This window comes from Kocuria sp. LHG3120, assembly GCF_049897445.1.
Classification (GTDB): Bacteria; Actinomycetota; Actinomycetes; order Actinomycetales; family Micrococcaceae; genus Kocuria; species Kocuria rosea.
This window is the reverse complement of the sequence record NZ_JAFCWG010000009.1, coordinates 87766-112305: the sequence shown is the minus strand read 5'-3', so window position 1 is coordinate 112305 and position 24540 is coordinate 87766. Positions and strand designations below refer to the sequence as shown.

The window sequence follows — 24540 nt, the reverse complement described above, 5'->3', positions numbered from 1 at the left end:
CGGCCGGCCGGGGCGGGGCTACGCGGCGGTGCCCGCGGGCAGGTCGGCGGTCATGTCCTCGACGTAGCGGCGCACCTCGGTGCCGAAGAGCTCGATGCTGCGCCGCATCCGGGCGTGGTCCAGGGTGCCCACCGCGTACTTGAGGTCGAAGCGCGAGGCGCCGAGCGCCGCCGAGGACCGGACGATCTTGCGGGCGACCGTCTCCGGGGAGCCCACGAAGTAGGCGCCCTCCGGCCCGCACATCGCGTCGAACTCCGCGCGGGTCAGCGGGCCCCAGCCGCGCTCCCTGCCGATCCGGGCGTGCGTGTACGCCTGGTGCGGGAAGAACTCCTCGCGGGCCTGCTCGTCGGTCTCCGCGACGTAGCCCGGGGAGTGGAAGGCCACCGGCTGCGGCTCCTTCTCGAAGTGCTCGAGGGCCTGGCGGTAGTAGTCGGCGAAGGGCCCGAAGGCCGAGGGGCTGCCGCCGATGATCGCGAAGATGACGGGCAGCCCGTAGTGGGCGGCGCGGACCACCGAGTTGGGCGAGCCGCCCACGGCGATCCACGTGCGCAGCGCGCCGGCCTCGGTCTTGGGGTACACCTCCAGGCCCTGGATGGGCGCGCGCAGCCGGCCCTGCCAGTCGATCCGGCCCTCGGTGCGGAGCCGGTCGAACAGCTGCAGCTTCTCCTCGAACAGCGCCTCGTACTCGTCCAGCGGGTAGCCGAACAGCGGGAAGGACTCGGTGAAGGAGCCGCGGCCCAGGATGACGTCGGCGCGGCCGGAGGAGAGGGCGTCCACGGTGGCGAAGCGCTGGTAGACCCGCACCGGGTCGTCGGAGCTGAGCACGGTCACCGCGGAGCCCAGGCGGATCCGCCCCGTGACCGTGGCGATGCCGGCGAGCACCGTCTCGGGCGAGGAGACCGCGAAGTCCTCCCGGTGGTGCTCGCCGATGCCGAAGAAGTCCAGTCCCACCTGGTCGGCCAGCACCGCCTCGGCCACGACGTTGCGGATCACCTGTGCCCCGCCGAGCATCCGCCCGTCCGGCCCGGGGTAGAGGTCGCCGAAGGTGTTCAGGCCGAGCTGGATGGTCATGCGGGGCTCCTCGTCGCAGATTTTGTGGATACATCCATAAAAGTCGTCGGCGGGCCGGCTTATTCCGGTGCCGCTGCGGCCGAGGTCCGGCTCAGCGGGTGAGCCACTCCCAGGCGGTGTGCTTCTCGGGGCCGGGGACGCCGCTGACGATCCACGCGATGTCGTCCGTGGAGAGCGGGAACGGGGGCTCCCCCTCCTGGTCGGCGGGCTCGAGCTCGTCCACGTGCTCGAGGCTCCACAGCTCGGCGAACACCTGGGTGGGACCGCGCCGGTCCACCAGCCGCTCGCGGACCTCCTCGGCGAGCTCCTCCAGGTGGTCCTGCAGGAACCCGGCGAGCTCCGCCGCGAACCCCTCCGCCCCCTCCTCCGCGGGGTCGATCTCCCACGTCTGCCGCACGACCGCCAGGACCTCGTCGTCGCCCAGGGGGGCGCCGTCCCGGCGGGGGTCGGGCGCCCCCGCGGGGGCCGGCTCGCCGGCGGCGACGGCCAGGAAGCGCTCCTGGAGGACGAACAGCGCGGCGACAGTCATCAGGTCGTGCACCCGCCGGCCGACGGCGTCGTCGTCCTCCGGCCCGGCGGCCGCGCCGTCGGCATCCCCGCCGGCGAGGCCCTCCCAGGCGTGGCGCACCCAGGCGCGGACGCGGTCGGGCTCGCCCGAGCGGATCGAGGACGGGCGGATCGAGGACGGGCGCCACCCGGCCGTGGCCGCCCGCCACCGGTCGTCCAGGGCGGGGTCCCCCGGCACGACGGGCTCGGAGGGGCCGGGACGGTCGGCGGGCGGGTGGCTGAACACGGTGCGGCTCCTGGGTCGGACGGACGTGGCGCGGGACGCGCGGTCCGGACCCAGCCTAGGACGTGTCCCGGCGGTCCCCGGGCCCCGTCCGGAGCGGACGGGGCCCGGGGCCTCGGTGACAGGTCAGCGACAGGTCAGCGGCCGGTCAACAACAGGGCGGCATCACGGCTCGGGGTGCACCACCATGGCGGAGCCGCCGTAGCCGCGCTCGGTCTCGGCCGCCGCCTCGAAGCGGCCGTCGCCGAGGAACCGGATGGCGGAGGCGTTGCCGATCCAGCGGCGCGGGGGCGGGACCAGCTCGTGACCCAGGTCGCTCAGCTGACGGCCGACCTCGGACTCGGCCAGGCCGAGGTCCACCTCCTCGGCCCCGTTGCGGGAGCTCAGCCGGGGCGCGGCCACGGCGTCGACGAGGTCGAGGTCCCGGTCGATGTGCCCGGTGAGGATCTGCGCCACCGTGGTGATGATCGTGGCGCCGCCGGGGGTGCCCACCGACATCCACGGCTCCCCGTCCCGGAGCACGATCGTGGGGCTCATCGACGAGCGGGGCCGCTTGCCCGGGCCGGGCAGGTTCGGGTCCGGCACGCCCTCGGTGACGGGCGCGAAGTTGAAGTCGGTCAGCTCGTTGTTGAGCAGGAACCCGTGGTCCGGGACCGTGATCCCGGAGCCGCCGGTCTGCTCGATGGTGAGGGTGTAGGAGACCACGTCGCCCCACCGGTCGGCCACGTTGAGGTGGGTGGTCGAGACGCCGCCCACGGGCTCGGGCTGACGGGCCCCGGCCGTCCCGCAGGCGGCGTAGTCCCCGTCCGGCTCGCCGAAGGGGATCGGCCGCTCCTGGGCCGCGGCGGGGTCGAAGAGGCAGGCGCGCTCGTCGGCGAACTCCTGGCTCATGAGCTCCTCGACGGGCACGCCCTCCACGTCCCCGATCCACCGGTTGCGGTCGGCGAAGGCGGTCGCCGTGGCCTCCGAGAAGCGGTGCAGGTACTGGGTCCCGGAGACTTCGTCGAGACCCGTCCCGGTGCGCTCGTCGTAGGCCTCCAGGAGGTTCAGGGTCTCGGCCACCGTGATGCCGCCGGAGCTGGGCAGGCCCATGCCGTAGACCTCCAGGCCGCGGTACTCGGTGGAGACAGGGTCCTTGAGCAGGGCCTCGTAGGACCCCAGGTCCTCGAGGGTCAGCTCCCCGGGGAGCACCTCCACCCCCTCGGCGGTGGTGGGCTCCCGGCTCGCGTCGACGACCGCCGCCCCGATCGACCCGTCGTAGAAGGCGCCGGTGCCCTCGTGCCGAATGGTGCGGTAGGTGCGGGCGAGGTCGGGGTTGCGGAACACGGTGCCGACCGCGGGCGCCTCGCCGTCGCGCAGGAACAGCTCCGCGGTCTCGGGGAACCTCCCGAAGCGCTCGGCGTTCTGGGCGGTCTGCTCCTGGAAGTTCTCGTCCACCACGAAGCCGCGGGCGGCGATCCGCTCCGCGGGCCGCAGCAGCCGGTGGAGGTCCATCGTGCCGAACTCCTCGGCCGCGGTCTCCCACGTGGCCAGGGTGCCGGGCACGCCCACGGACTTCCCGGAGCTGACCACGGTGGCGAAGTCGAGGGGCTCGCCGTCCTCGCCCAGGAACTCGTCCTCCGTGAACGTGGCCGGGGCCGTCTCGCGCCCGTCGACCGTGCGGACCTCGCCGGTCTCCGCGCTGTAGTGCACGAAGAACCCGCCGCCGCCGATGCCCGCGGAGTACGGCTCGGTGACGCCCAGGGCCGCGGCCGCGGCCACGGCGGCGTCGGCGGCGTTGCCGCCCCGCTCGAGCACGTCGATGCCGACCTGGCTCGCGAGCGGGTCCACGGAGGAGACCGCGCCGCCGCCGCCGGTCATGACGGGGACCTTCGGCAGCTCGGCGGTGACGGGCGAGCCCCTCCCCCCGTGCTGCCGGTCGTCGTGCGCCACGGCCGCGGAGCCGCCGAGAACGGTGCCGGAGACGCCGAGCGCTCCGGCCAGACCCAGTGCGAGGTACCTCAGGGATGCGCGCATGGGCTCAGCCTCGCACCGGCGCCTCGTCCCCACCAGGGGCGACGCCTACATTTCGACCGGTGGCGCCGGGGTGCCCAGGCCCGGCGAGGACGCGATCAGCCGGCGCACCACCGTCTCGGCGTCCGTCGAGGGGTTCCCGAAGCGGTGCATCGTCACGGACACGGCCTGCTCCGCGAGCAGCGGGAGCATCTCCACGCGGGAGGCGCCGACCACCGGCCCGGTGAGCAGCGCGACCTCGGGCCGCTCGGCGAGCGCCTCGGCCAGGCCCGGCGCGGTGCCCACCACCCGAATCCGTCCGGCCCCGCTCGGATCGGACCAGTCGGCGGCGACCCGGGCGAAGGCCTCGTCACCGCAGGGGTCCAGCACCGAGCGGAAGAGCTCCTGCACCTCCGCGGGGACCTCTCCAGCAGGGACGAGGACCGCGCGGGCGCCGGAGCGCACCGCGGCCAGCCCCACCCGGATCACGTCCGTGAGCGGGGCGTCCTCGGCCGCGCGCACGACGACGTCGCGCGGGCGGTAGCGGAACAGGTTGGCCTCGGACTGCAGGCCGGTGGGGTCGTGGGCGCGGCCGAACTCCCCGTCCCACCACGCCTGGTCCTGCTCGGCGCAGGCCGTCAGCCAGGCGGCGTCCGAATCGGGCACGAGGGGGCGGAGCTCCGCGAGGTGGTGGGCGACGGACGCGGAGAGCTCGGTGCCGGCCTGCTCGGAGGGGGCCTCCGCGAAAGGAGCCTTCTGCCATGAGCCGAGCTGGACCAGGTAGTTCGGTCCGCCGGCCTTGGCGCCCAGGCCCACCGAGGACCGCTTCCAGCCGCCGAAGGGCTGGCGCTGGACGATCGCCCCGGTGATGCCGCGGTTGACGTAGAGGTTGCCGGCCGTGACGAGCTCCACCCACGTGCTGACCTCGTCGGGGTCCAGGGAGTGCAGCCCGGCGGTCAGCCCGTACTCGACCGCGTTCTGCAGCTCGATCGCCTCCTGCAGGTCCGCGGCCTCCATCAGCCCCAGGACGGGGCCGAAGCACTCGGTGCGGTGGAAGAAGGAGCCGGGGGCCACCCCCGTCCTGATCCCGGGCCGCCACAGCCGCCCGGTGTCGTCGAGCTGCCGCGGCTCGAGCAGCCACTGCTCCCCCGGGTCGAGGCGGGTCAGGGCGCGGTGCAGCTTCTCACCCGGCTCGGCGATCACCGGGCCCACCGAGGCCTGCAGGTTCTGCGGCCAGTCCACGACCATCGAGGACGCGGCGTCCAGCAGCTGCCGGCGGAACCGCTCGGACCGCGCCACGCTGCCCACGAGGATCCCGAGGGAGGCCGCCGAGCACTTCTGCCCGGCGTGGCCGAACGCGCTGGTCACGAGGTCCCACACGGCCCGGTCCCGGTCCGCACTGGGGGTAATGACCAGGGCGTTCTTGCCCGAGGTCTCCGCTGTCATCGGCCGCCCCGCCCGCCAGGACTGGAAGAGCCGGGCCGTCTCGTAGGCGCCGGTGAGGACGATGCGGTCCACCCCGGGGTGGGAGACGAGGGCCTGCCCCACCTCCCCCTCCACGGAGTCGACGAGCTGGAGCACGTCCCGCGGCACGCCGGCCTCCCACAGCGCCTCGACCACGGCGGCCGAGCAGCGCCGGGCCTCCGGGGCGGGCTTGTGCAGCACGGCGGCGCCGGCGGCCAGGGCCGCGACCGTGGAGCCGGTGGGGATCGCCAGCGGGAAGTTCCACGGCGGGGTGACCAGCACGAGCCGGTCCGGGACGAACCGGGCGCCGTCCACGGTCTCGAGCTCGAGGGCGCGGCGGGCGTACCAGCGGCAGAAGTCGATCGCCTCCGAGACCTCCGGGTCCGACTGGCCCAGGGTCTTGCCCGCCTCCGCGCCGGCCACGGCCAGCAGGTGCCCGCGGCGGGCGGCCAGGACGTCGGCCGCCCGGTTGAGGATCTCCGCCCGCTCGCGGGCACCGCGGCCGTGCCAGCCCTCGGCGGCGTCCCGTCCCGTGCGCACGAGCCGCTCGACGTCCTGCGCGCCGACGGGGTCGGGCACGGGCAGGGCCTCGTACCAGGAGCGGTCCGGGATCCGGGCCGCGATCGCGTCCGCCCACGCCTGGTTCGCGGGGACGGAGACGTCGGTGTCCGGCTCGTTGCGGAAGGGCTCCTCCAGCGGCAGGTGCGCGGACCCGGCGCCGGGCGCGGTGCGGTCCTGGGCGCGGGCGGGGGCCGGGGCGGTGTCCTGCCGCGGGTCCAGCGCCTCGAGGGCGGCCCGGAAGCGCTGCTCCTCCCGCGCGAAGACCTCGTTGTCCGGGGCCAGCTCGAAGATCCCGGACATGAAGTTCTCGTGCGAGGCGTTCTCCTCGAGCCGGCGCACGAGGTAGGACACGGCCACGTCGAACTCGGCCGGGCGCACGGCGGGCACGTAGAGCACCAGCTGCCCGACGTCGGCGCTCACGGCCCTCGCCTGCTCGACCGCCATGCCCTGGAGCATCTCGAACTCGATCCGCTCCGTCACGCCGCGGCGCTCGGCGAGCAGGTGGGCGAAGGCGATGTCGAAGAGGTTGTGCCCGGCGACCCCCAGCCGCAGCCCCGTCATCCGGCCGGGCACGAACAGCCAGTCGAGGACCCGCTTGTAGTTGGTGTCGGTCTCCTGCTTGCTGCTCCACGTGGCCAGGGGCCAGCCGTGGAGCTCGGCGTCCACGCGCTCCATGGGGAGGTTCGCGCCCTTCACGAGCCGCACCTTGATCCCAGCGCCCCCGGCCTCGACCCGCGCGGCGGACCACACCGAGAGCCGCCGCACCACCGCGAGCGCGTCCGGCAGGTAGGCCTGGACCACGATCCCCGCCTCGAGGCCCCGCAGCTCCGGGTGCTCCAGGAGACGGGTGAACACCTCGGTGGTCAGGTGCAGGTCGGAGTAGACCTCCATGTCGAGGTTGATGAACTTGCTCCCGGCCGGGGCCTGGGCCGCGGCCCGGTAGACGGGCAGCAGCCGCTCGACGACCTTCGCCACGGTCCCCTCGAAGCCCCAGTGGGACAGCTGCGGGACCACGGAGGAGACCTTGACGGACACGTAGTCGACGTCGTCCCGGTCCAGCAGCGCCGCGGCGTCGGCGAGGTGCTTGTCCGCCTCCTCCACGCCGAGGACCTCCTCGCCCAGCAGGTTGATGTTGAGCCGGTGGCCCTGGGCCGTCAGCTTCTTCACGGCCTGCCCGAACGGCCGGGGGCGGGCGTCGACGATCATGTGGCCCACGAGCTGGCGGAGCCGGGTGCGGGCGGCGGGGACGACCACCTGCGGCGCCGAGGCCGAGAGCGCGGCCCCGAGCCGGATCTGGGCGCGGTCCGCCGCGGACATGGTGCGGGGCACGATCTCGGCGAGCGCGTGCAGGGCCCGCCCGGCGGCCCGCACGTCCTCGGTGCGCACCACCCGGTCCACGAAGCCGACGGTGAACTCGAGCCCGTGCGGGTCCTGGAGGACGGTGGCGAGCCGGTCGGCGGCGCCGTCGCGGTGCCGGCGGCCCTCGGCGGCGCGCACGAGCCACTCGCGGACCAGGGCGACGGCCTCGTCGGCCAGGGCGCGGGAGTCGGGGACGGACGGGGCGTCGGCGGTCATGGCGGCACTCTCCTGGAGGCTCCGCCCGGCAGCGGTGCCGAGGCACTCCCCCGGCCGCCGGCCGCGCCCACCGGGCGTCACGGTGGCCGGTGAGTCCACGCTACGGCCGGAGCGGCCGGGGCGGAAGAGCCCTAACCGCCCGCCTGCCGCAGGATGTCCGTGGCGAGCCGGCCCAGGACGGCCTTGTGCGGGGCGAGCATGGCGTACCAGTAGGCCCGGCCGGCCGAACCCGCGGGGCGGAACACCGTGGTCTGGCGGTAGACGAGAGTGCCGTCGGGTCCCGGTTCCAGGCAGATGTCCAGCCAGGCGTCCCCCGGCATCCGCACGACGGACCGCAGCCGCAGCCGCCGCGGCGGCTCGAGGGCCTCGACCGTCCACCAGTCCAGGCGCTCCCCGGCCGCCAGGCGGTCCGGGTGCTCGCGGTGGCGCAGCCGCCCGGGCGGGAGGTTCAGCCGGTTGGCCGTGGCGCGGGCGGCCCAGAGGCGGTCGGTGCTGTACCAGCCGCGCTCGCCGCCGATGCCCTCGACGACCGCCCAGACCGCGTCCCGGTCCGCCGTGGTGGTGCGCTCCACGGTGTCGACGTAGAAACCCCGCGTCTGTGCCATGCCCCTATCCAAGCACGCGCTCCGGGCCCGGACGAGAGGCCGGGCCCGCGGGTCTCAGGCCGGGCGGATCCCGAACCGTGCGAGGTGCTCCAGCAGGCCGTCGGTGGTCTCGAGCCCCGGCAGCTCCTCCGGGGCCACCCAGCGCACGGCGTCGGCGTCGTCGCCGGGGCGCAGCACACCGCCGAGGTAGGTCGCGGCGACGTCGTGCACCTCGTACACGAGATCCGGTCCCCCGGGGACGTGCACCACCCCCAGCTCGCGCTCCGCGCGGACCCGGGCGCCGGTCTCCTCGAAGGCCTCCCGGACGGCGGCCTCGGCCACGGTCTCGCCCGGCTCCAGCTTCCCGCCCGGCACGCTCCAGCGCCCGCGCTGGGGCTCCCGGCCCCGGCGGACCAGCAGCAGCCGGCCGTCCTCCCCGACGACCACCGCCGCGGCGGCCCGGACGATGCGCATGCCCCGAGCCTACCGACGGCCCGGGCCGGGCGGCCCCGGGCGGGGCCCGGACCGGACTGCCCCGGGCCCGGTGCGGGTCCGGACTGCCCCGGCGGGGGCGCGAGTAGAGTGCGAGTGCCGCCCGGCACACCGCCGATCCACCGGAAGGGCCACCCGTGACCGACTCCGTCCTGTCCCGCCTGCACGACCCCGCCCGGAAGGGCTTCGCCAGCGACAACCACGCGGGCGTCCACCCCGAGGTGCTCCAGGCCCTGGCGACCGCCAACGGCGGGCACGTGGGGGCCTACGGCGCGGACCCCTACACCGAGGCGCTGCAGGACGTGGTCCGCCGGCACTTCGGCGAGCAGGCGGAGTGCTATCCCCTGTTCAACGGCACGGGGGCGAACGTCGTGGCGCTCGCGGCGATGACCGACCGCTGGGACGCCGCGATCTGCACCGCCACGGCCCACGCGCACGTGGACGAGTGCGGCGCCCCCGAGAAGGTCGCGGGCGTGAAGATGCTGGCGGTGCCCACCCCGGACGGGAAGCTCACCCCGGAGCTGATCGACCGGGAGGCGCACGGCTTCGGCTTCGAGCACCACGCCCAGCCCCGCGTCGTCACCGTCACCCAGTCCACCGAGCTCGGCACGGTCTACACGCCCGAGGAGCTGCAGGCGGTCTGCGAGCACGCGCACGGCCTGGGCCTGACGGTCCACCTGGACGGCGCCCGCCTCGCCAACGCCGCCGCGGCCCTGGACGTCCCGCTGCGGGCGCTGACCACCGACGCGGGCGTGGACGTGGTCTCGTGGGGCGGGACCAAGAACGGTCTGATGGGCGCGGAGGCCGTCGTGGTGCTCACCCCGGACGCCGTGCGCCAGCCCCGGTTCGTGCGCAAGCTCTCGACCCAGCTGGCCTCGAAGATGCGCTTCGTGTCCGCGCAGCTGCTGGCCTTGCACACGGGAGACCTGTGGCTCGCGGCGGCCCGCCGCGCCAACGCGATGGCCGGGCGGCTGGCGGCCGGGATCGCGGAGGTCCCCGGTGCCCGGGTGACCCAGACCCCCCAGGCCAACGCGGTCTTCGCGGTGCTCCCGGCCGGGACCACCGCCCGGCTGCAGGAGCGCTGGCCGTTCTACGTGTGGGACCCGGCCGTCGGCGAGGTCCGCCTGATGTGCTCGTGGGACACCACCGAGGAGGACGTGGACGGGTTCGTGGCGGCGCTGCGGGAGGACCTGGTCGCCGCCGCCCGCTGACCGGGCGCCGCTCGCGCGACCGCGGGGTGCCGCCGCCCGGGCTCCTGGGAAACGGCGCAGGTCCCGCGGCACGGGCCCGGCCGTCAGGCGATCCCGGTGATGATGTCGTCCACGACCCGCTCCGCCCACCGGTCGACCCGCTCGGGACTCTGCCCGCGCAAGGGGCCGTGGACCACGAGCTCCGCGAAGCCGTGCACGGTGCTCCAGCAGGCCCACTCCGCGCCGTCCCGCCGCTCGCGCGAGAGCGCGCCTGCCTCGACCATGCCGTCGAGCTCCTCCACCAGCAGCGCGAACGGCGGCGGCAGGCGGTCGTGGGGGTCGTGGAGCACGTCGCCCGGCCCGCCGCCCGGTCCGAAGAAGGCCGTCGCGAACCACCCCGGCTCGGCCACGGCGAAGGCGATGTAGCCGAGCCCCACCCCGCGGAGCCGGAGCCGCGCCCGGTCCTGCGGATCGAGGTCCCCCGCCACGGGCATCCGCGCCCGCATCCGCTCGGCCATCCGGTCCTGGATCTCGTGCGCGACCGCCGCCAGGAGGGCCTGCCGGTCGGCGAAGTGCCGGTACGCGGCGTTCGGCGAGACGCCCGCCTGACGGGTGACGTCACGCAGCCCCAGGGCCGCCGCACCGCGGGCCCGCGTCGCGGCGAGGCCGGCGTCGACCAGGGCTCTGCGGAGATCACCGTGGTGGTAGGAATCCCGTGTGCGCGGCACCCTTGACCTCTCTTTCCATCAATGTGTACGGTGTACACACTCTACTGGTCCACGGTGCCGCGGGACGACGGCGCACCCTCTGGGCACGGACGGAGGAGTCCCGGCATGCGGACCCTGGTCATCACCGAGAACGTCACTCTCGACGGCGCGGTCGAGATGCTGGACGACTGGTTCGATCCCGCCCGGGAGCCGGACCCGGACCACCTGGCGCTGACCCGCCGGCAGGGGCGGGAGGCCGATGCCCTCCTCCTCGGCCGGCGGACCTTCGAGGACTTCCGCGGCTACTGGCCCCTGCAGAGCCACGACACGACGGGGACCACCGAGTATCTCGACCGGGTGCAGAAGTACGTCGTGTCCTCGACCATGACGGACCCGCAGTGGCGGAACTCGACGGTCCTCACCGGCGACCCCCTCGAGCAGGTGCGTGCGCTGAAGGACCGGCCCGGCAAGGACATCGTCTGCACCGGCAGCATCACCCTGGTCCACGCCCTCATCACGGCCGGGCTCGTCGACGAGTACCGGCTGTTCGTCCATCCCGCCGTCCAGGGCCGCGGTCGCCGGCTGTTCCCGGACGGTCACGTCATCCCCCGGCTCCGGCTGCTCGACGCGCGGTCGTTCGGGTCCGGGGTCACCTACGCCGCGTACCGACCCGCCCGCGGCCGGACACAGGAGGACATGCCATGAACTACCCAGGACGGCCCCGTGTCGTCGACCAGGAGACCTGGCAGCGGGAGCTCGACGCGCTGCGCGTCCGGGAGAAGGCCGCCACCCGGGAGCTGGACGCGATCGCGGCGCAGCGCCGCCGACTGCCCATGGTGGAGCTGCCGGACTACACGCTGGAGGGCGAGGACGGGCCGATCCGGCTCGTCGACGTCTTCGACGGGAGGCGGCAGCTCATCACCTACCACCACATGTGGTTCCCCGGCGAGACCTGGCAGTGCGGAGGGTGCACGAGCTTCACCTCGCAGTTCACCCGCCTAGACTTCCTCGACCACTACGACGCCCGGTTCGTGGTCGTCACCCAGGGCCCGATCGACGAGGCCCTCGCCTACCGCCGTCGCGTCGGCAACCGCATGACCTGGTACTCCACCGCCGGCAGCCCGTTCGGCGCCGACGTCGGGGCTCCTCCGGGCGGAGAGTTCGCCCTGAACGTGTTCTTCCGGGACGGGGACACCGTCCACCGCACCTGGCACAGCAGCGGCCGCGGTGTCGAGCAGGTCAGCCACACCTTCCCGCTCATCGACCTGCTGCCCTGGGGGCGCCAGGAGGAGTGGCAGGACTCCCCCGAGGGCTGGCCGCAGTCGCCCACCTTCAGCGGGTGGCTCGGCTCCGAGGAGGTCGCCGCCCTCTACGGCGAGGAACCCGTGAACCGCCCTGCCGCCCCCGCCGACTGACCACTGGGTCACACCGGGGTGACGTAGGCCCCGGCGATCCCCCCGTCCACCAGGAACGTGGCGGCGTTGACGAACGAGGCGTCGTCGCTGGCCAGGAAGGCGACCGCCGCGGCGATCTCCTCCGGCTCCGCGAACCGCCCGGCCGGCACGTGCACGAGCCGGCGCTGGGCCTGCTCGGGGTCCGCGGCGAACAGCTCCTGCAGCAGCGGCGTGTTGACCGGGCCCGGGCACAGCGCGTTGACCCGGATCCCCTCCCGGGCGAACTGCACGCCCAGCTCCCGGCTCATCGAGAGCACGCCGCCCTTCGAGGCGCTGTAGGAGATCTGCGAGGTGGCCGCGCCCATGACGGCCACGAAGGACGCGGTGTTGATGATCGAGCCCCTCCCCTGCTCGCGCATGTACGGGATGGCGTGCTTGCAGCAGTGGAAGACGCTGGTGAGGTTGACCTCCTGCACCCTGCGCCACGCGTCGATCCCGGTGTCCAGGATGGAGCCGTCGTCGGTCGGGTTGATCCCGGCGTTGTTGAAGGCGACGTCCACCGACCCGTAGGCCTCGTAGGTCGCCGCGTAGAGCGCGATCACGTCGGCCTCGTCCGCCACGTCGGTGCGCACGAACAGCCCCCCGACCTCCTCGGCGGCCGCCTCCCCGGCCGCGGGGTTCAGGTCCGCGACGACGACGTGCGCGCCCTCGGCGGCGAGGCGGCGGGCCGCGGCGAGACCGATGCCGCTGGCCCCTCCCGTGATGACGGCGCTGCGGCCGACCAGACGGCGTGCGTTGACCTCCATGGGTCCTCCTTCGGTGGTGGGGGTTCGGTGGTGGGGGTTCGGTGGTGGGGGTTCGGTGGTGGGGGTTCCCCCGGGACGGGTGGTGGAACGGCGGCGTCAGTCGGTGGCCAGGAACACGTTCTTGGTCTCGGTGAACGCCTGCGGGGCGTCCGGGCCGAGCTCCCGGCCGAAGCCGGACTGCTTGAAGCCGCCGAAGGGCGTCCAGTAGCGCACCGAGGCGTGCGAGTTGACGGAGAGGTTCCCGGCCTCGACGGCGCGGGACACCCGCAGCGCGCGGCCGACGTCCCGGGTCCAGATCGACCCGGAGAGCCCGTACTCGGTGTCGTTGGCGATCCGGACGGCGTCCGCCTCGTCCTCGAACGGCACCACGGCGAGCACGGGGCCGAAGATCTCCTCCCGGAACACCCGGGAGTCCGGGGACGGGGTGAGCACGGTCGGCGGGAACCACCAGCCGGGGCCCTCGGGGGCGGTCCCGCGGAAGGCGACCCGGGCGTCGTCGTCGGCGAGGAAGCCGGCCACGGAGTCACGGTGCGCGGCGGAGACCAGCGGGCCCATCCGCGTGCCCTCGTCCCACGGGTCCCCGCAGGCGAAGTCCCGCACGGCTGGCTCCAGCAGCTCCAGGAACCTCTCCAGCACGGAGCGCTGGACCAGCACGCGGGAGCGGGCGCAGCAGTCCTGGCCCGCGTTGTCGAGGGCGCCGGCGGGGGCGGACGCGGCGGCCTGCTCCAGGTCGGCGTCCGCGAAGACGATGTTGGAGTTCTTCCCGCCCAGCTCGAGGGTCAGGCGCTTGACCTGCTCCGCGCAGCCGGCCATGATCCGCCGGCCCACCTCGGTGGAGCCGGTGAACACGACCTTGCGGACGGCGGGGTGGGTCACGAAGCGCTCCCCCACCACCGAGCCCCTGCCCGGCAGTACGGTGAGCACGCCCTCGGGCAGACCCGCCTCCAGCGCCAGCTCCCCGAGCCGGATCGCGGTCAGCGGGGTGAGCTCGGCCGGCTTGAGCACCACCGTGTTGCCGGCGGCGAGCGCCGGGGCGAAGCCCCACGCGGCGATCGGCATGGGGAAGTTCCAGGGCACGATCACGCCCACCACGCCCAGGGGCTCGTGGAAGGTGAGGTTGACCCCGCCCTGGACGGGGATCTGCCGCCCCGAGAGCCGCTCGGGCGCCCCGGAGTAGTAGGTCAGCACGTCCCGGACGTTGCCCGCCTCCCAGCGGGCGTTGCCGATGGTGTGCCCCGCGTTGCGGACCTCCAGGGCCGCGAGGTGCTCGAGGTCGGCGTCCACCGCGTCGGCGAAGCGGCGCAGCAGCCGGGCGCGGTCGGCGGGGGCGACGGTCCGCCAGGTCTCGAAGGCCCGCCGGGCCCGTTCGATCGCCGCGTCCGTCTGCTCCAGGGAGGTCAGCTCGACGGTGCCGACGACCTCCTCCGTGGCGGGGTCGATGATCTGCGTGGTGGTCATGGGATGCGGGTGTCCTCTCGCTGTGGAGCGTGCTCTGCCCGGCCGGTCCCCCCGGGGCTGTCGTGCCGGGCGCTGTACTGCCGGGCGCGGTCCTGCGCGTAGCCGTGGGCCACGCGGACGAACCCCTCGAAGAGCCGGGAGTCCTTCCGGTTCTCCTCGGGGTGGAACTGGACGCCGAGCGTCCAGCCGCCCTCGGTGGTCTCCACGGCCTCGACCGTCCCGTCCTCGGCGCGGGCGGTCACCACCAGGCCCTCGGCCACCGTCTCCAGGGCCTGGTGGTGGTAGCACGGGGACCACGCCGTCTCGCCCAGCAGCTCGCGGCAGCGGCTGCCCGGCTCGGTGGCGAACTCGACCTCGCCGTACCGGCCCGGTCCGGGCTGGTAGCGCGCGGCGTTCGCGTTGACGTCCGGCAGGTGCTGGATCAGCGTGCCGCCGAGCGCCACGTTGAGGATCTGGGCGCCGCGGCAGATCGCGAACAGGGGCACCCCGCGCTCCAGGGCCGCCCGGGTCAGGGCGAGGTCGTGCTCGTCGCGGGAGGGCTGGGACGAGGTCAGCTCGTGCCGGTCGGCGCCGTAGAACCGCGGGTCCACGTCCACGCCGCCGATGACGACCAGCCCGTCCACGAGCTCGAGCACCCCCGGGTCCGTGCCCACCGGGGGCAGCAGCAGGGGCGTGCCCCCGGCCGCCGCGACGGCCTCCACATAGGCGCCCGGGACGATCGCCGCCACGGAGCTCCAGACCCCCCAGGAGCCCTCCTGGTAGTAGGTGGTCAGCCCGATCCGCGGCCGGTACCCGGGCCTGCCCGGCTCAGAGGCGCTCGAAGCCACGGCGCAGCTCCCAGTCGGTGACGGCGGCCTCGAAGGCCGCCAGCTCCACGTCGGCGTAGTGCACGTAGTGCTCGACGACGTCCTCGCCGAACAGCTCCCGTGCGAGCTCCGAGCCGTCCAGCAGGTCCCGGGCCTCGCGCATGGTGGAGGGCACCACGGGGGCGTCGGACTCGTAGGCGTTGCCCTCGGTCATCGGCTCCAGCTCGAGCTCCTGCTCCACGCCGTGCAGCCCGGAGGCGAGCATCGCGGCCAGCGCCAGGTACGGGTTCACGTCCCCGCCGGGGAGGCGGTTCTCCATCCGGGCGGACTGCCCGCTGCCCACGAGGCGCACGGCGCAGGACCGGTTGTCCACGCCCCAGGCCACCGAGGTGGGGGCGAAGCTGCCCTCGACGAAGCGCTTGTACGAGTTGATGGTGGGGGCGTAGAACAGGGTGAACTCGCGCATGGTCCGCAGCACCCCGGCGATGAAGTGCTCGTAGGTGCGGGACCGGGCGTTCCGCTCGCGGTCCCAGAAGACCAGTTCGCCGTCCGGTCCGCGCAGGGACATGTGGATGTGGCAGGAGCTGCCCTCGCGCTCGTTGGGCTTGGCCATGAAGGTGATGGACTTCCCCTGCTGGTGGGCGATCTGCTTCGACGCCAGCTTGTAGACCACGTGGTTGTCCGCGGTGACCATGCCCTCGTCGTAGCGGAACGCGATCTCGTGCTGGCCCAGGTTGCACTCGCCCTTCGCGGACTCCACGGTCAGCCCGGCCGCGTACATGGCGTTGCGGATCTCCCGCAGCAGCGGCTCGACCCGCTGGGAGCCCAGCACGGAGTAGTCCACGTTGTACTGGTTGGCCGGGACCAGGTTCCGGTAGCCGGCGTCCCAGGCGTCCTCGTAGCTCGTGTTGTAGACGCAGAACTCCAGCTCGGTGCCGGTGACCATGGTGAAGCCCATGTCCCGGGCGCGGTCGAGCTGGCGGCGCAGCATGGACCGCGGGGACATCGGGATGGGCTGCCCGCCGTGGCCGGTGAGGTCGCACTGGATGAGGACCTGGCCGGGGTTGTGCGGCATCAGCCGGATCGTGTCGAGGTCCATGGCGAACTCCATGTCCCCGTACCCGGAGGACCAGCTGCTGATCGAGTACCCGCCCACGGTGTTCATCTCCGTGTCCACGGCCAGCAGGTAGTTGCAGCCCTCGGCGCCCTCGTCGAGCACCGAGTCGAGGAAGAACTGCGCGTGGTTGAGCTTGCCCTGGAGCCGGCCCTGCATGTCGGTGAAGGCCAGGACCACGGTGTCCACGAGCCCGTCGGCCACGTGCTGCCGCAGCTGCTCGACGGTGAGCATCCGGTCGTTGCGCGGGTGCTGAGGAGTCTGGGTCATGGGTCCGGTCCTTCGTCGCTGGAATCGCTGGGAACGCTGGGGTGCTGGGGTCGCTGGGCGGGGAGTCGGGCGGGACGGGGTCAGTGCAGGTCCGCCTCGGCGGTGCGGATCTGCGCGAACTCCTCCTCGGGGGCGTGGCCCACGAGGCGGTGGCGGCTGTAGAACCAGTAGTAGGCGAGGAAGACGACGAACACGAGCGCGGTGATGGACGCGGCGAGCACGTCGACCAGGAACGTGGCGACCACGGCCACGAGCGCCAGCACCAGGGCGATGCCGGTGGTGACCACGCCGCCCGGGGTGCGGTAGCCGCGCGGGAGGTCCGGCTCGCGCAGCCGCAGCACGATGTGGGAGAGGTTCAGCAGCACGTAGGAGACGGTGGCGCCGAAGACCGCGATGTTGATGAGCAGTCCGCCGTCGCCCGTCACGGCCGCGAGCACGAAGCCCACGGTGCCGGGCACGATGAGGGCGACCCACGGGGTCCGGCGCCTGCCGGTCAGCGAGAGGAACCGGGGCAGGTACCCCGCCCGGGAGAGCGCGAACAGCTGCCGGGAGTAGGCGAACATGATGGAGAAGAAGCTCGCGACCAGCCCGGCCAGGCCCGCGTAGTTGACGATGTTCGCCATCGCGCTGTCCGCCCCGGCGACCGTGCGGATGGCCTCCGGCAGCGGGTTGTCCGAGGTGCTCATCGCCTCCGACCCGGCCGCGCCGGGCACCAGGACCAGCATGAGCGCGCCCGAGACCAGCAGGAAGGCCATGGCCACGATGATCCCGCGCGGCATGTCCCGGCGGGGGTCGGCGGTCTCCTCGGCGGCCAGCGGCACGCCCTCGATCGCCAGGAAGAACCAGATCCCGTAGACCAGGGCCGCCATCGCCCCCGCGTAGCCCATGGGCAGGAACGCGCTCGCCCCCGCGGCGTCGTTCGGGACGATGTCGAAGAGGTTGGCGGCGTCGAAGTGCGGCACGAGCGCGACGACGGTCACCCCCAGCGCGAGGACCGCGACCACGGTGATCCCGAACATCAGCTTGAGCGCCTCGCCCACCCCGTACATGTGGATGCCCATGAACACCAGGTAGGTCACGAGGTACACGGGCCAGGAGTTGGTGATCCCGAACAGGCCCAGCGCCTCGATGTAGCCGCCGATGAACGTGGCGATCGCCGCCGGGGCCACGGCGTACTCGATGAGCACGGCCATCCCGGTGGCGAAGCCGCCGAGGGGGCCGAGCGCCCGGCGGGCGAAGCCGTACCCGGCGCCCGCCGTGGGGAGGGTGGAGGAGAGCTCGGCGAGGCCGAAGACCATGCAGGTGTACATGAGGCCCATGAGCACGAAGGCGATGAGCAGCCCACCCCACCCACCCTCGGAGAGCCCGATGTTCCAGCCGGAGAAGTCCCCGGAGATGACGTAGGCGATGCCCAGGCCCGCGAGCAGGACCCACCCGGCGGCGCCGGAGCGGAGCTGGCGGTGCTGGAAGTACTCGTCGGTGCGGGTGGGCTGTGCTGGGGATTCGGGCATGGGACGATCCCTCCGGGATTCCACAAAGGTCTGAAAACAGACGTTTGGCGCGAGTGGTCACAGTCTGTGGGCTGCCCCGTGCCCCGTCAAGACCCCGCGGGGCGCGGCCGGGCGGCCGCCGGGCCGGGCACGGACCGCGTCGCGGTGGAGCCGGCCCCCCGGATGCCGCAGAATGGTGGGCATGAACCAGACCACGTCCTCAGCCACTGACCGCCCCGGCCGCGCCCGCTCCTGGGCCCTCATCGCCATCACGGCGGGCTTCCTCGTCTCCGCCGCCCTGATCATCGCGGTGGGCGTGGTCGCCATCGACCTCACCCACTAGGACCTCGGCCGGCCGTCCCGGCCGGAGGCAGCGGCGCGCCGTCCGGACCGGGCGGCGCGCCGCTGCTGCTCGTGGCCCCGTCCGGCGCGGAGGGCGGGGTCCCGCCGGAGGCGGTCCCCGGGGACCGTGACACCATGGGCGCACGTCGCACCGCAGGGAGGAGCGCCACCGTGAGCGATCCCGTCCAGCACCCCCGCATCCGGCCCGTGCGCCAGGGCAACGCCTTCGAGGAGGCCGTGGAACGGATCCTCGACTCGATCCGGCTCGGCCTGTTCCGCCGGGGCGAGCGGCTCCCGCCCGAGCGGGAGACCGCGGCGATGCTCGGCATCTCCCGCGCCACGCTCCGCGAGGCCCTGCACGAGCTCCAGGTCGCCGGGGTCCTGGAGGTGGTGCGGGGCCGGTACGGCGGGACCTTCGTGACCGGTCGCACCGCCCTGCCGGACGAGACCCTCCCCCCGGTGGACCCCGCGGACGTCGAGGACGTGCTCGTGTTCCGCGCCGTGGTCGAGCCCGCCGCGGCGGAGCTGGCCGCGGCGGCGTCCCTCAGCGCGGCCGCCCGGGAGCACCTGCTCGCGTGCCTGCGGCAGGTCGAGGAGAGCGCCCCGGAGGACTACCGCCCCGCCGACGCACGCTTCCACATCGCGGTGGCCGAGCTGGGCGGCTGTCCCAGCCTGGTCCGCGCCGTCGCGGAGGTGCGCTCGCGGGCCAGCGACCTGCTGGACCGGATCCCCGTGCTTCCGGTCAACCTCGAGCACTCCGACCGTCAGCACCGCGAGCTCACCGACGCCGTCCTGGCTGGCGACGCCCCCGCCGCCCGGGCCGCCTCCCTCGCCCATCTGGAGGGCACGGCCGCGCTGCTGCGCGGCTTCCTCGGCCACGCCGGGCAGTCCGACGACGACGCCCCCGGGGACGACCGCGGCCCGGTGTGACCCGCCGCCCGAGCAGCGGCCCGGTCAGGACGCGCCCGGCCCGTCAGCCGGTCGTTCAGCCGGTCAGACGAACAGCGCGGTCACCCGCGTGAGGGTCATCGTCACTCCGTAGGCGAGCGGGACCCCGACGAGGACCCAGCCCAGTGCCAGTCGTGCACGGCTCATGTCATGCCTCCTTCGGGGAGAGCTCGGTGTCGGACGTGCGCGGGGACTCGGTGCCGGCCTCCCCGGAGGCCTCGGCGCCGGACGCCGCGGTCCGGCGCTCGGGCTCGTGGTACTTGGCGTCCACGGGCTTGACCAGGAGGTTGGCGACGAAGCCGACGACCAGCAGGCCGACCATGGTCAGCAGCGCCGGCTGGTACGCCTGCGCTGTGAGCTCCCCGGGGGTGCCCTGGGCGTCGAGGAACGCGTTGACGATGAGGGGCCCGGCGATGCCCGCGGCGGCCCACGCCGTGAGCAGGCGGCCGTGGATGGCCCCCACCTGGAAGGTCCCGAAGAGGTCCCGCAGATAGGCCGGCACCGTGGCGAAGCCGCCGCCGTAGAACGAGATGATGACGAAGGCCAGCAGCACGAACAGCAGCGTGGAGGTTGAGCCAAACAGCGCCAGCACGGTGTAGAGGACCGCCCCGACACCGAGGTAGACCATGTAGATGCGCTTGCGGCCCAGCACGTCCGAGGTGGTGGACCACACGAAGCGCCCGCCCATGTTGCCGATGGACAGCAGGCCCACGAAACCGCCGGCCACGGCGGCCGTCACGAGGGAGGCGCCGTCCGCCTGGCGGAAGAAGTCCTGGATCATGGGGGCTGCCTGCTCGAGGATGCCGATGCCGGCCGTCACGTTGCAGAACAGCACGATCCACACCAGCCAGAACTGCCGGGTGCGGATGGCGTTGCGGGCCGAGACGTGGTTCTTGGTGACGAGGGCCTTCGACTCGACCTTCGAGGGCTCGAACCCCTCGGGCTTCCAGTCCTCCGCCGGAACCTTGATCGTGAACGCGCCGAAGAGCATGTAGGCGAGATAGACGACCGCGAGGGTCAGGAACAGCTTGCCGACGGCGTTCCCGCTCGCCACCCAGCCCTCGGTGCCGGAGTTCGGGTCGTAGAAGTTGAGCAGGGCCGCGGAGAGGGGGCTGGCGATCAGCGCGCCGCCGCCGAAGCCCATGATCGCCATGCCCGTGGCGAGCCCGGGGCGGTCGGGGAACCACTTGATCAGCGTGGAGACGGGCGAGATGTAGCCGATGCCCAGGCCGATGCCGCCGATGACCCCGTAGCCCAGGTAGACGAGCCAGAGCTGCTCGGTGAAGATGCCGAGCGCGCCGACCAGGAACCCGCCGGACCACAGCAGCGCCGCAGTGAACATGGCCCTGCGCGGCCCGCCGGTGTCCACCCACGTCCCGAAGACGGCGGCGGACAGGCCCAGCATGACGATGGCGATGGAGAAGATGATGCCGATCTGGGTCAGGCTCGCGTCGAAGTGCGCCACCAGCGCGTTCTTGTACACGCTGGTGGCGTAGGCCTGACCGATGCACAGGTGCACCGCGAGGGCGGCCGGCGGTATGAGCCAGCGGTTGAATCCCGGTGGTGCCACCGAGTGCTGCCGATCAAGCCATCCCATGCCCCGACTCCTCATCTGGTGCGGACACTGCGCGAAGGGCGCGTCCGGGACGGAATTCGCACGTCCCGGACGCGCCCAAGGGTGAAGCATGTCACACGGACGGGAGAACTGGAAAGCAACCTGCCGACCGGCCGCGCCGGAGCGGGCCGGAGCGGGCCGGAGCGGGCCGGAGCGGGCCGGAGCGGGCCGCTCATCCTCCGCGCAGGGCCCGCCACGCACGCCGCCAGAAGGCGAGGAAGCCCTTCTCCGCCACGACCTGCTCGAGCCGTTCGATCTGCCGGGTCTGGGCGCGGACCACTTCCAGGAGCTCGTGCGCGAGCTCCTCGGCGGCGTCCAGCCTCCGGTGCAGGGCGCCGGCCTCCTCCGCCGCGGCCCGCCGCAGGTAGAGCGGCAGGCCGATCCCGTGCTCCGCGCTCCACTGCCTGAGATGGCGCTCGCGCACCGCCGCCTCGCCCCGCGCCAAGGCGCGCCCGTCGGTCCGGTCCCGCCGGGCGGTCGGGCGCGCGGGGAGCAGGCCCACGGTGAACGTCTCCAGGAAGCGGAGCACGAACTCCCAGCGCTCCGCGGCGCCGATGGTCTCGTCGTAGTCGCCCAGCACCCCGTGCACCGCGCGCCGGTACAGGAACGGCGCGTCGACCGCGGTGCGGTCGCCGTCCAGCACGTCGGTGAGGGTGAGGGCCTCCCGGTCCGTCGGCACGAGATTCCGTCCCGGCCGACCGGCCGGTACGTCTCGGCCGGTCCCGGGCGGATTCTCGGTTGGCACCACGACCCCGTCGTCGGTCACGAGGGGATCCTCGAGGTGCGCCACGGCGCGCTGCAGGAGCTCGGGCGGCCAGGGCTCCGAGCCGTCGTGCAGGACGACGAGTTCAGACTCCCCTGCCCGCAGCCCACGGTTGGCGGCCGCCGCGGCACCGAGGGCCCTGCGGTGGTGGAGGACCGTCGCGCGCCCCGCGAGCTCGTCCCGGCGCGGCGCCAGGACCGCGTCCACCTCGGCGGGGTTCCCGCCGTCGTCCACGAGGACCAGTCGCCAGTCGGTGAACGTCTGCGCCAGGAGGTCGTCGACGGCCCGGCCCAGGCGCGCCGGGGCGCCGTGGTGCCGCAGCAGGACCGCGACGGTGGGCCGTTCGGGCGGCACCGCGGGAACGGTGTACCGGCGGCGGAGGGCACGCACCACCGGGGCACCGACCCCGCGCGGCACCGCCACCGTTCCTACCGCGGGCCGGGGCTCCTGACCGCGGAGCGCCCCGGCCACGTCGTCCCACCACCGGGCCGCCGCTTCCCGGACCGCCGGCTCGGCGTCCGCCAGCGCGGCGCGCACCGCCCCCCGGTGCTCCACGGCCTCCGCCGCCCACTGCTGGAGGGCCGCATGGGTGTCCCACGCCACGTCGCCGGGGGTGAGCAGCGCCGCCAGGGGAACGACGGCACCTTCCAGCCCCCAGCGGCTCAGCACGCCGTTCATGTCGTCCATGGAATATTTGTCCGGACCCACCGGGAGGACGACGGCCCGTGCCGCGAGGCCGAGGGCCGCACCGCGGGAGCAGGTGGTCAGGACCCAGTCCGCCCGGAGCGCCTCCGTGCCGGCCTCTCCCGGAGCCGCGCGCACCCGGTGGACGTCGCCCGGAAGCAGCGCGGCCACGTCCGCCGCGAACTCCTCGTCGGCCGGGGCGCCGCCGCATGCCAGGAGCGTGACCGCTGCGCCCGTCCGGTGCACCAGCGCGTCCAGCAGGGCGGCGAGCACGGGGGCGAGCCGCTCCGGCGGGAAGGGACCGGCCGGCCGCCGCACTGCGGCGAGGATCCGCGGCGGCCCCGCCGGCGCCCCCGGCTCCTCCGCCGACCCGCCCAGCTCGTCCTGCCGCTCGGCCCGTCCGTCCGGATCCGCCGACTCCGCGGCCGGCCCCTCCCACTCCTCCTGCGCCCGCCCGGCCGGGGAGCTCCACTCTCCTGGGCGACGTGTCGGCCCGTCCTGCTCGAGCGGCCGGGCCGGGGCGGCGGGACGCGGGAGGAGGAGCGCGTCCTCCCAGCCGACGCGCAGGCCGGGGTGCTCGGGGCACAGCCGGCGGGCCACCGCCAGGGACGTCTCGTCCCGCAGCCCCACGAGGGAGGCGACCGGGAGGAGCCGGCGCACGATCTCCTCCGGGACGGCATCGGGGTCGAGGACCAGGCCGGTGACGACGACCGGCCGGCCCGCCGCCGCAGCGGCCCTCGCCCGGTCGAGCCAGAGGAGCAGCCCGGTGTCGCCCACGGGAGCATCCGCCCCGAGACCGGCCAGCAGGAGCGCCTCCGCCTCGGACCGCGGTGCGGGATCGCCGCCTGCGGGCCCGTGCTCCCGGAGGCCCTCCTCCCCTGCGGTCGTGAGCACCGGGTCCGCCCCCGGATCGAGGAGCCGGGGGGCGAGGCCGCGCAGGGAGAGCTCCTCGAGGATTCCGCGGAGCTCGCGAGCCGCTCCCGGCAGGAGTCCCTGCCCGCCCGATCCCGGGAGAACGTCGGTGTGCATGACGGTGCGGACCTTTCCTCGACCGGTGCGGGCTCCCCCATTCTTCCAGCCGCACCGCTTCCGCCGGCCCCGGCCCCGGCACGGCCCGTCGGGCGGCGTGCGGTGTGCGAAGTTGCAGGTCCGCACGGAATCGCCTTGCCCGCGCGCGGGCGGGTCCGCCACTGTGGAGGAACACACTGCACCATCTCCGCCGGCGGCGACCGCCCGGAGGACCCCCTGCCCCGATGGCCCCCGCCACACCGCCCTGTATTCCACAAAGGACATATGGGCGTTCGGCGCCGGTCCCGCCGCAGGACACGGCCCTCCCGCTGCCGGAGCGGACCGGCGATCCCCGGCCGCGGAGATCCCGCCCACCTCACAGCGGGAGACGTCGAGGAGCCCCACCATGTTGAACGCCGCCGTGATCAGCCCCCAGCCCATGACGCGCATCGCGATGCAGCGCGAGGCCCTCGAGCACCCCGAGCACGGCGTGCGCGTGAGCGCGGTGGCGGGCAGCGTCCCGGAGTTCCTGGCCGAGAACCCGGCCGAGGAGATGGTGGTCCTGCTGAGCCTGAACACCCTGGACGGCCGCAACCTCGTGCAGAACGTCACGGACCTCACCGCGCAGGAGCACACCGTGGTGGTGCTGGTGCCGCCGGACGACCTCGCCCGGGTCCGGTCCGCCTTCACCTGCGGGGCGGCCGGTGCCGTGGGCAAGTGGGAGCCCATCCGGACCGTCTTCCGCACCATGCGGCTCTCCCGGCAGCTGGGCCACTTCGTGAGCGACGTGCTCCAGTCGGCTCTGGCCGAGCTGCCCAGCAGAGCTCCCGCGAAGCTCTCCGCCCGGGAGCGCCAGGTGCTCGCGCTCTACGTGGACGGACTCCAGGAGCAGGAGGTGGCCGCGCTGCTGGAGATCGCCGAGTCCACGGTGGAGGAGCACCTCAAGCGGATCCGCCGCAAGTACGCCGCGGTGGAGCGGCCGGCCCGCACCAAGCTCGAGCTCTACAAGCGGGCCATCGAGGACGGGATCATTCCCCCGGTGCTGCCGCTCGCCTGAGCACCGGATCGGACGTTCCCCGCGTCCACGGGCCGTCCCGTCCGGCCCACGCCCGTCCGGCCCACGCCCGTCCGGCCCACGCCCGTCCGACCCACGCCCGGCCAGGTGCGCCCGGACCGTCGTGCCCGGACCGTTGTGCGCGGACCGTTGTGCGCGGACCGTTGTGCCGGGCCGGGGACGCTCCTACCCTGGAGACAGCACCACTGTGCGCCGTTCCGCATCCCCCCGCACCGGAACTCCAGCCCCGGCGGGGTCGAGCGCCCGGACCGCTCCGAGTCCGCCCGTGACCCTTCCGGCATCGCCGACGACGGTCCGCGCACCGCCGTCGAGCACGAGCACCAGCCCGGGGGCGCGCGCCC

Annotated in this window: 21 protein-coding genes; 6 read left to right on the top strand and 15 right to left on the bottom strand. The window is 74.1% G+C overall.

Annotated features, from left to right (window positions below):
* Positions 1 to 18: 18 nt before the first annotated feature.
* The 6 genes from ACP7CD_RS16505 to ACP7CD_RS16480 all read right to left on the bottom strand — a co-directional run bounded on the left by ACP7CD_RS16505 (position 19) and on the right by ACP7CD_RS16480 (position 8511).
* Positions 19 to 1071 carry an LLM class flavin-dependent oxidoreductase gene (locus tag ACP7CD_RS16505; RefSeq protein WP_426120652.1) on the bottom strand — a complete coding sequence of 351 codons (1053 nt, stop codon included), beginning with the start codon at positions 1069 to 1071 and terminating at the stop codon, positions 19 to 21.
* A gap of 91 nt (positions 1072 to 1162) precedes the next feature.
* Positions 1163 to 1864, bottom strand: coding sequence for a hypothetical protein (locus ACP7CD_RS16500; protein ID WP_426120651.1), 702 nt, complete (start codon positions 1862 to 1864; stop codon positions 1163 to 1165).
* Between the two features lie 162 nt (positions 1865 to 2026).
* The gene (gene ggt, locus ACP7CD_RS16495) at positions 2027 to 3877 is read right to left on the bottom strand and encodes a gamma-glutamyltransferase (RefSeq protein ID WP_368827196.1); all 1851 of its coding nucleotides are present in this window, start codon (positions 3875 to 3877) and stop codon (positions 2027 to 2029) included.
* Between the two features lie 45 nt (positions 3878 to 3922).
* Positions 3923 to 7453 carry a proline dehydrogenase family protein gene (locus ACP7CD_RS16490; protein WP_426120650.1) on the bottom strand — a complete coding sequence of 1177 codons (3531 nt, stop codon included), beginning with the start codon at positions 7451 to 7453 and terminating at the stop codon, positions 3923 to 3925.
* A 131-nt stretch (positions 7454 to 7584) separates the two neighbouring features.
* Complete coding sequence (locus ACP7CD_RS16485) at positions 7585 to 8058, bottom strand: DUF2867 domain-containing protein (RefSeq protein ID WP_095649878.1); 474 nt, start codon at positions 8056 to 8058, stop codon at positions 7585 to 7587.
* Between the two features lie 54 nt (positions 8059 to 8112).
* On the bottom strand, positions 8113 to 8511 hold the full coding sequence (locus ACP7CD_RS16480; protein ID WP_035925442.1) for an NUDIX hydrolase: 399 nt from the start codon (positions 8509 to 8511) through the stop codon (positions 8113 to 8115).
* Between the two features lie 155 nt (positions 8512 to 8666).
* Between ACP7CD_RS16480 and ACP7CD_RS16475 the strand changes: the two genes are divergently transcribed.
* Positions 8667 to 9740: a threonine aldolase family protein gene (locus ACP7CD_RS16475; RefSeq protein ID WP_426120649.1), complete on the top strand. Its 1074-nt coding sequence runs from the start codon at positions 8667 to 8669 to the stop codon at positions 9738 to 9740.
* An 83-nt stretch (positions 9741 to 9823) separates the two neighbouring features.
* Here ACP7CD_RS16475 and ACP7CD_RS16470 read toward each other — a convergent pair whose 3' ends face one another.
* Positions 9824 to 10447: a TetR/AcrR family transcriptional regulator gene (locus ACP7CD_RS16470; protein ID WP_017832975.1), complete on the bottom strand. Its 624-nt coding sequence runs from the start codon at positions 10445 to 10447 to the stop codon at positions 9824 to 9826.
* 105 nt (positions 10448 to 10552) lie between these two features.
* On the opposite strand from ACP7CD_RS16470, the gene ACP7CD_RS16465 reads away from it, so the two are divergent.
* Together ACP7CD_RS16465 and ACP7CD_RS16460 are read left to right on the top strand one after the other, a co-directional pair.
* Positions 10553 to 11131 (top strand): dihydrofolate reductase family protein, encoded by a 579-nt coding sequence (locus ACP7CD_RS16465; RefSeq protein ID WP_426120648.1) that lies wholly within the window; start codon positions 10553 to 10555, stop codon positions 11129 to 11131.
* Positions 11128 to 11841, top strand: coding sequence for a DUF899 domain-containing protein (locus ACP7CD_RS16460; protein ID WP_426120647.1), 714 nt, complete (start codon positions 11128 to 11130; stop codon positions 11839 to 11841). Before ACP7CD_RS16465 ends, ACP7CD_RS16460 begins: the two co-directional genes overlap by 4 nt.
* An 8-nt stretch (positions 11842 to 11849) precedes the next feature.
* On the opposite strand, the gene ACP7CD_RS16455 is transcribed toward ACP7CD_RS16460, so the two are convergent.
* From ACP7CD_RS16455 to eat, 5 genes are all read right to left on the bottom strand, one after another.
* Entirely contained in the window at positions 11850 to 12626 is a 777-nt protein-coding gene (locus ACP7CD_RS16455; protein ID WP_035925435.1) for a 3-oxoacyl-ACP reductase, read from the bottom strand.
* A 96-nt stretch (positions 12627 to 12722) separates the two neighbouring features.
* Positions 12723 to 14084 carry an aldehyde dehydrogenase family protein gene (locus tag ACP7CD_RS16450; protein WP_035925432.1) on the bottom strand — a complete coding sequence of 454 codons (1362 nt, stop codon included), beginning with the start codon at positions 14082 to 14084 and terminating at the stop codon, positions 12723 to 12725.
* Positions 14081 to 14911, bottom strand: coding sequence for a gamma-glutamyl-gamma-aminobutyrate hydrolase family protein (locus tag ACP7CD_RS16445; RefSeq protein WP_109221825.1), 831 nt, complete (start codon positions 14909 to 14911; stop codon positions 14081 to 14083). Before ACP7CD_RS16445 ends, ACP7CD_RS16450 begins: the two co-directional genes overlap by 4 nt.
* Positions 14892 to 16274: a glutamine synthetase family protein gene (locus ACP7CD_RS16440; RefSeq protein WP_426120646.1), complete on the bottom strand. Its 1383-nt coding sequence runs from the start codon at positions 16272 to 16274 to the stop codon at positions 14892 to 14894. Before ACP7CD_RS16440 ends, ACP7CD_RS16445 begins: the two co-directional genes overlap by 20 nt.
* An 80-nt stretch (positions 16275 to 16354) precedes the next feature.
* Positions 16355 to 17785, bottom strand: coding sequence for an ethanolamine permease (gene eat / locus ACP7CD_RS16435; protein ID WP_035925423.1), 1431 nt, complete (start codon positions 17783 to 17785; stop codon positions 16355 to 16357).
* 181 nt (positions 17786 to 17966) lie between these two features.
* On the opposite strand from eat, the gene ACP7CD_RS16430 reads away from it, so the two are divergent.
* Positions 17967 to 18107, top strand: a complete 141-nt coding sequence (locus ACP7CD_RS16430; RefSeq protein ID WP_154676740.1) for a hypothetical protein — start codon at positions 17967 to 17969, stop codon at positions 18105 to 18107.
* Positions 18108 to 18277: 170 nt separating this feature from the next.
* Positions 18278 to 19036 carry a FadR/GntR family transcriptional regulator gene (locus ACP7CD_RS16425; RefSeq protein ID WP_035925421.1) on the top strand — a complete coding sequence of 253 codons (759 nt, stop codon included), beginning with the start codon at positions 18278 to 18280 and terminating at the stop codon, positions 19034 to 19036.
* 63 nt (positions 19037 to 19099) lie between these two features.
* On the opposite strand, the gene ACP7CD_RS16420 is transcribed toward ACP7CD_RS16425, so the two are convergent.
* The 3 genes from ACP7CD_RS16420 to ACP7CD_RS16410 all read right to left on the bottom strand — a co-directional run bounded on the left by ACP7CD_RS16420 (position 19100) and on the right by ACP7CD_RS16410 (position 23145).
* Positions 19100 to 19201, bottom strand: coding sequence for an MFS transporter small subunit (locus ACP7CD_RS16420; RefSeq protein WP_017832964.1), 102 nt, complete (start codon positions 19199 to 19201; stop codon positions 19100 to 19102).
* A gap of 1 nt (position 19202) precedes the next feature.
* Entirely contained in the window at positions 19203 to 20651 is a 1449-nt protein-coding gene (locus ACP7CD_RS16415; protein WP_095649888.1) for an OFA family MFS transporter, read from the bottom strand.
* Positions 20652 to 20841: 190 nt separating this feature from the next.
* Positions 20842 to 23145 (bottom strand): glycosyltransferase, encoded by a 2304-nt coding sequence (locus tag ACP7CD_RS16410; protein ID WP_426120645.1) that lies wholly within the window; start codon positions 23143 to 23145, stop codon positions 20842 to 20844.
* A gap of 385 nt (positions 23146 to 23530) precedes the next feature.
* Here ACP7CD_RS16410 and ACP7CD_RS16405 point away from each other — a divergent pair, with 385 nt between their 5' ends.
* Positions 23531 to 24181, top strand: a complete 651-nt coding sequence (locus ACP7CD_RS16405) for a helix-turn-helix transcriptional regulator (RefSeq protein ID WP_109269226.1) — start codon at positions 23531 to 23533, stop codon at positions 24179 to 24181.
* The last annotated feature ends 359 nt before the right edge of the window (positions 24182 to 24540 follow it).

Coding starts and splice junctions, on each gene's coding strand:
- ACP7CD_RS16420 (WP_017832964.1), bottom strand. CDS start 19,201: ATGAGCCGTGCACGACTGGCACTGGGCTGGGTCCTCGTCGGGGTCCCG.
- ACP7CD_RS16480 (WP_035925442.1), bottom strand. CDS start 8,511: ATGCGCATCGTCCGGGCCGCCGCGGCGGTGGTCGTCGGGGAGGACGGC.
- eat (WP_035925423.1), bottom strand. CDS start 17,785: ATGCCCGAATCCCCAGCACAGCCCACCCGCACCGACGAGTACTTCCAG.
- ACP7CD_RS16430 (WP_154676740.1), top strand. CDS start 17,967: ATGAACCAGACCACGTCCTCAGCCACTGACCGCCCCGGCCGCGCCCGC.
- ACP7CD_RS16450 (WP_035925432.1), bottom strand. CDS start 14,084: ATGACCACCACGCAGATCATCGACCCCGCCACGGAGGAGGTCGTCGGC.
- ACP7CD_RS16460 (WP_426120647.1), top strand. CDS start 11,128: ATGAACTACCCAGGACGGCCCCGTGTCGTCGACCAGGAGACCTGGCAG.
- ACP7CD_RS16465 (WP_426120648.1), top strand. CDS start 10,553: ATGCGGACCCTGGTCATCACCGAGAACGTCACTCTCGACGGCGCGGTC.
- ACP7CD_RS16455 (WP_035925435.1), bottom strand. CDS start 12,626: ATGGAGGTCAACGCACGCCGTCTGGTCGGCCGCAGCGCCGTCATCACG.
- ACP7CD_RS16440 (WP_426120646.1), bottom strand. CDS start 16,274: ATGACCCAGACTCCTCAGCACCCGCGCAACGACCGGATGCTCACCGTC.
- ACP7CD_RS16410 (WP_426120645.1), bottom strand. CDS start 23,145: ATGCACACCGACGTTCTCCCGGGATCGGGCGGGCAGGGACTCCTGCCG.
- ACP7CD_RS16505 (WP_426120652.1), bottom strand. CDS start 1,071: ATGACCATCCAGCTCGGCCTGAACACCTTCGGCGACCTCTACCCCGGG.
- ggt (WP_368827196.1), bottom strand. CDS start 3,877: ATGCGCGCATCCCTGAGGTACCTCGCACTGGGTCTGGCCGGAGCGCTC.
- ACP7CD_RS16415 (WP_095649888.1), bottom strand. CDS start 20,651: ATGGGATGGCTTGATCGGCAGCACTCGGTGGCACCACCGGGATTCAAC.
- ACP7CD_RS16490 (WP_426120650.1), bottom strand. CDS start 7,453: ATGACCGCCGACGCCCCGTCCGTCCCCGACTCCCGCGCCCTGGCCGAC.
- ACP7CD_RS16405 (WP_109269226.1), top strand. CDS start 23,531: ATGTTGAACGCCGCCGTGATCAGCCCCCAGCCCATGACGCGCATCGCG.
- ACP7CD_RS16485 (WP_095649878.1), bottom strand. CDS start 8,058: ATGGCACAGACGCGGGGTTTCTACGTCGACACCGTGGAGCGCACCACC.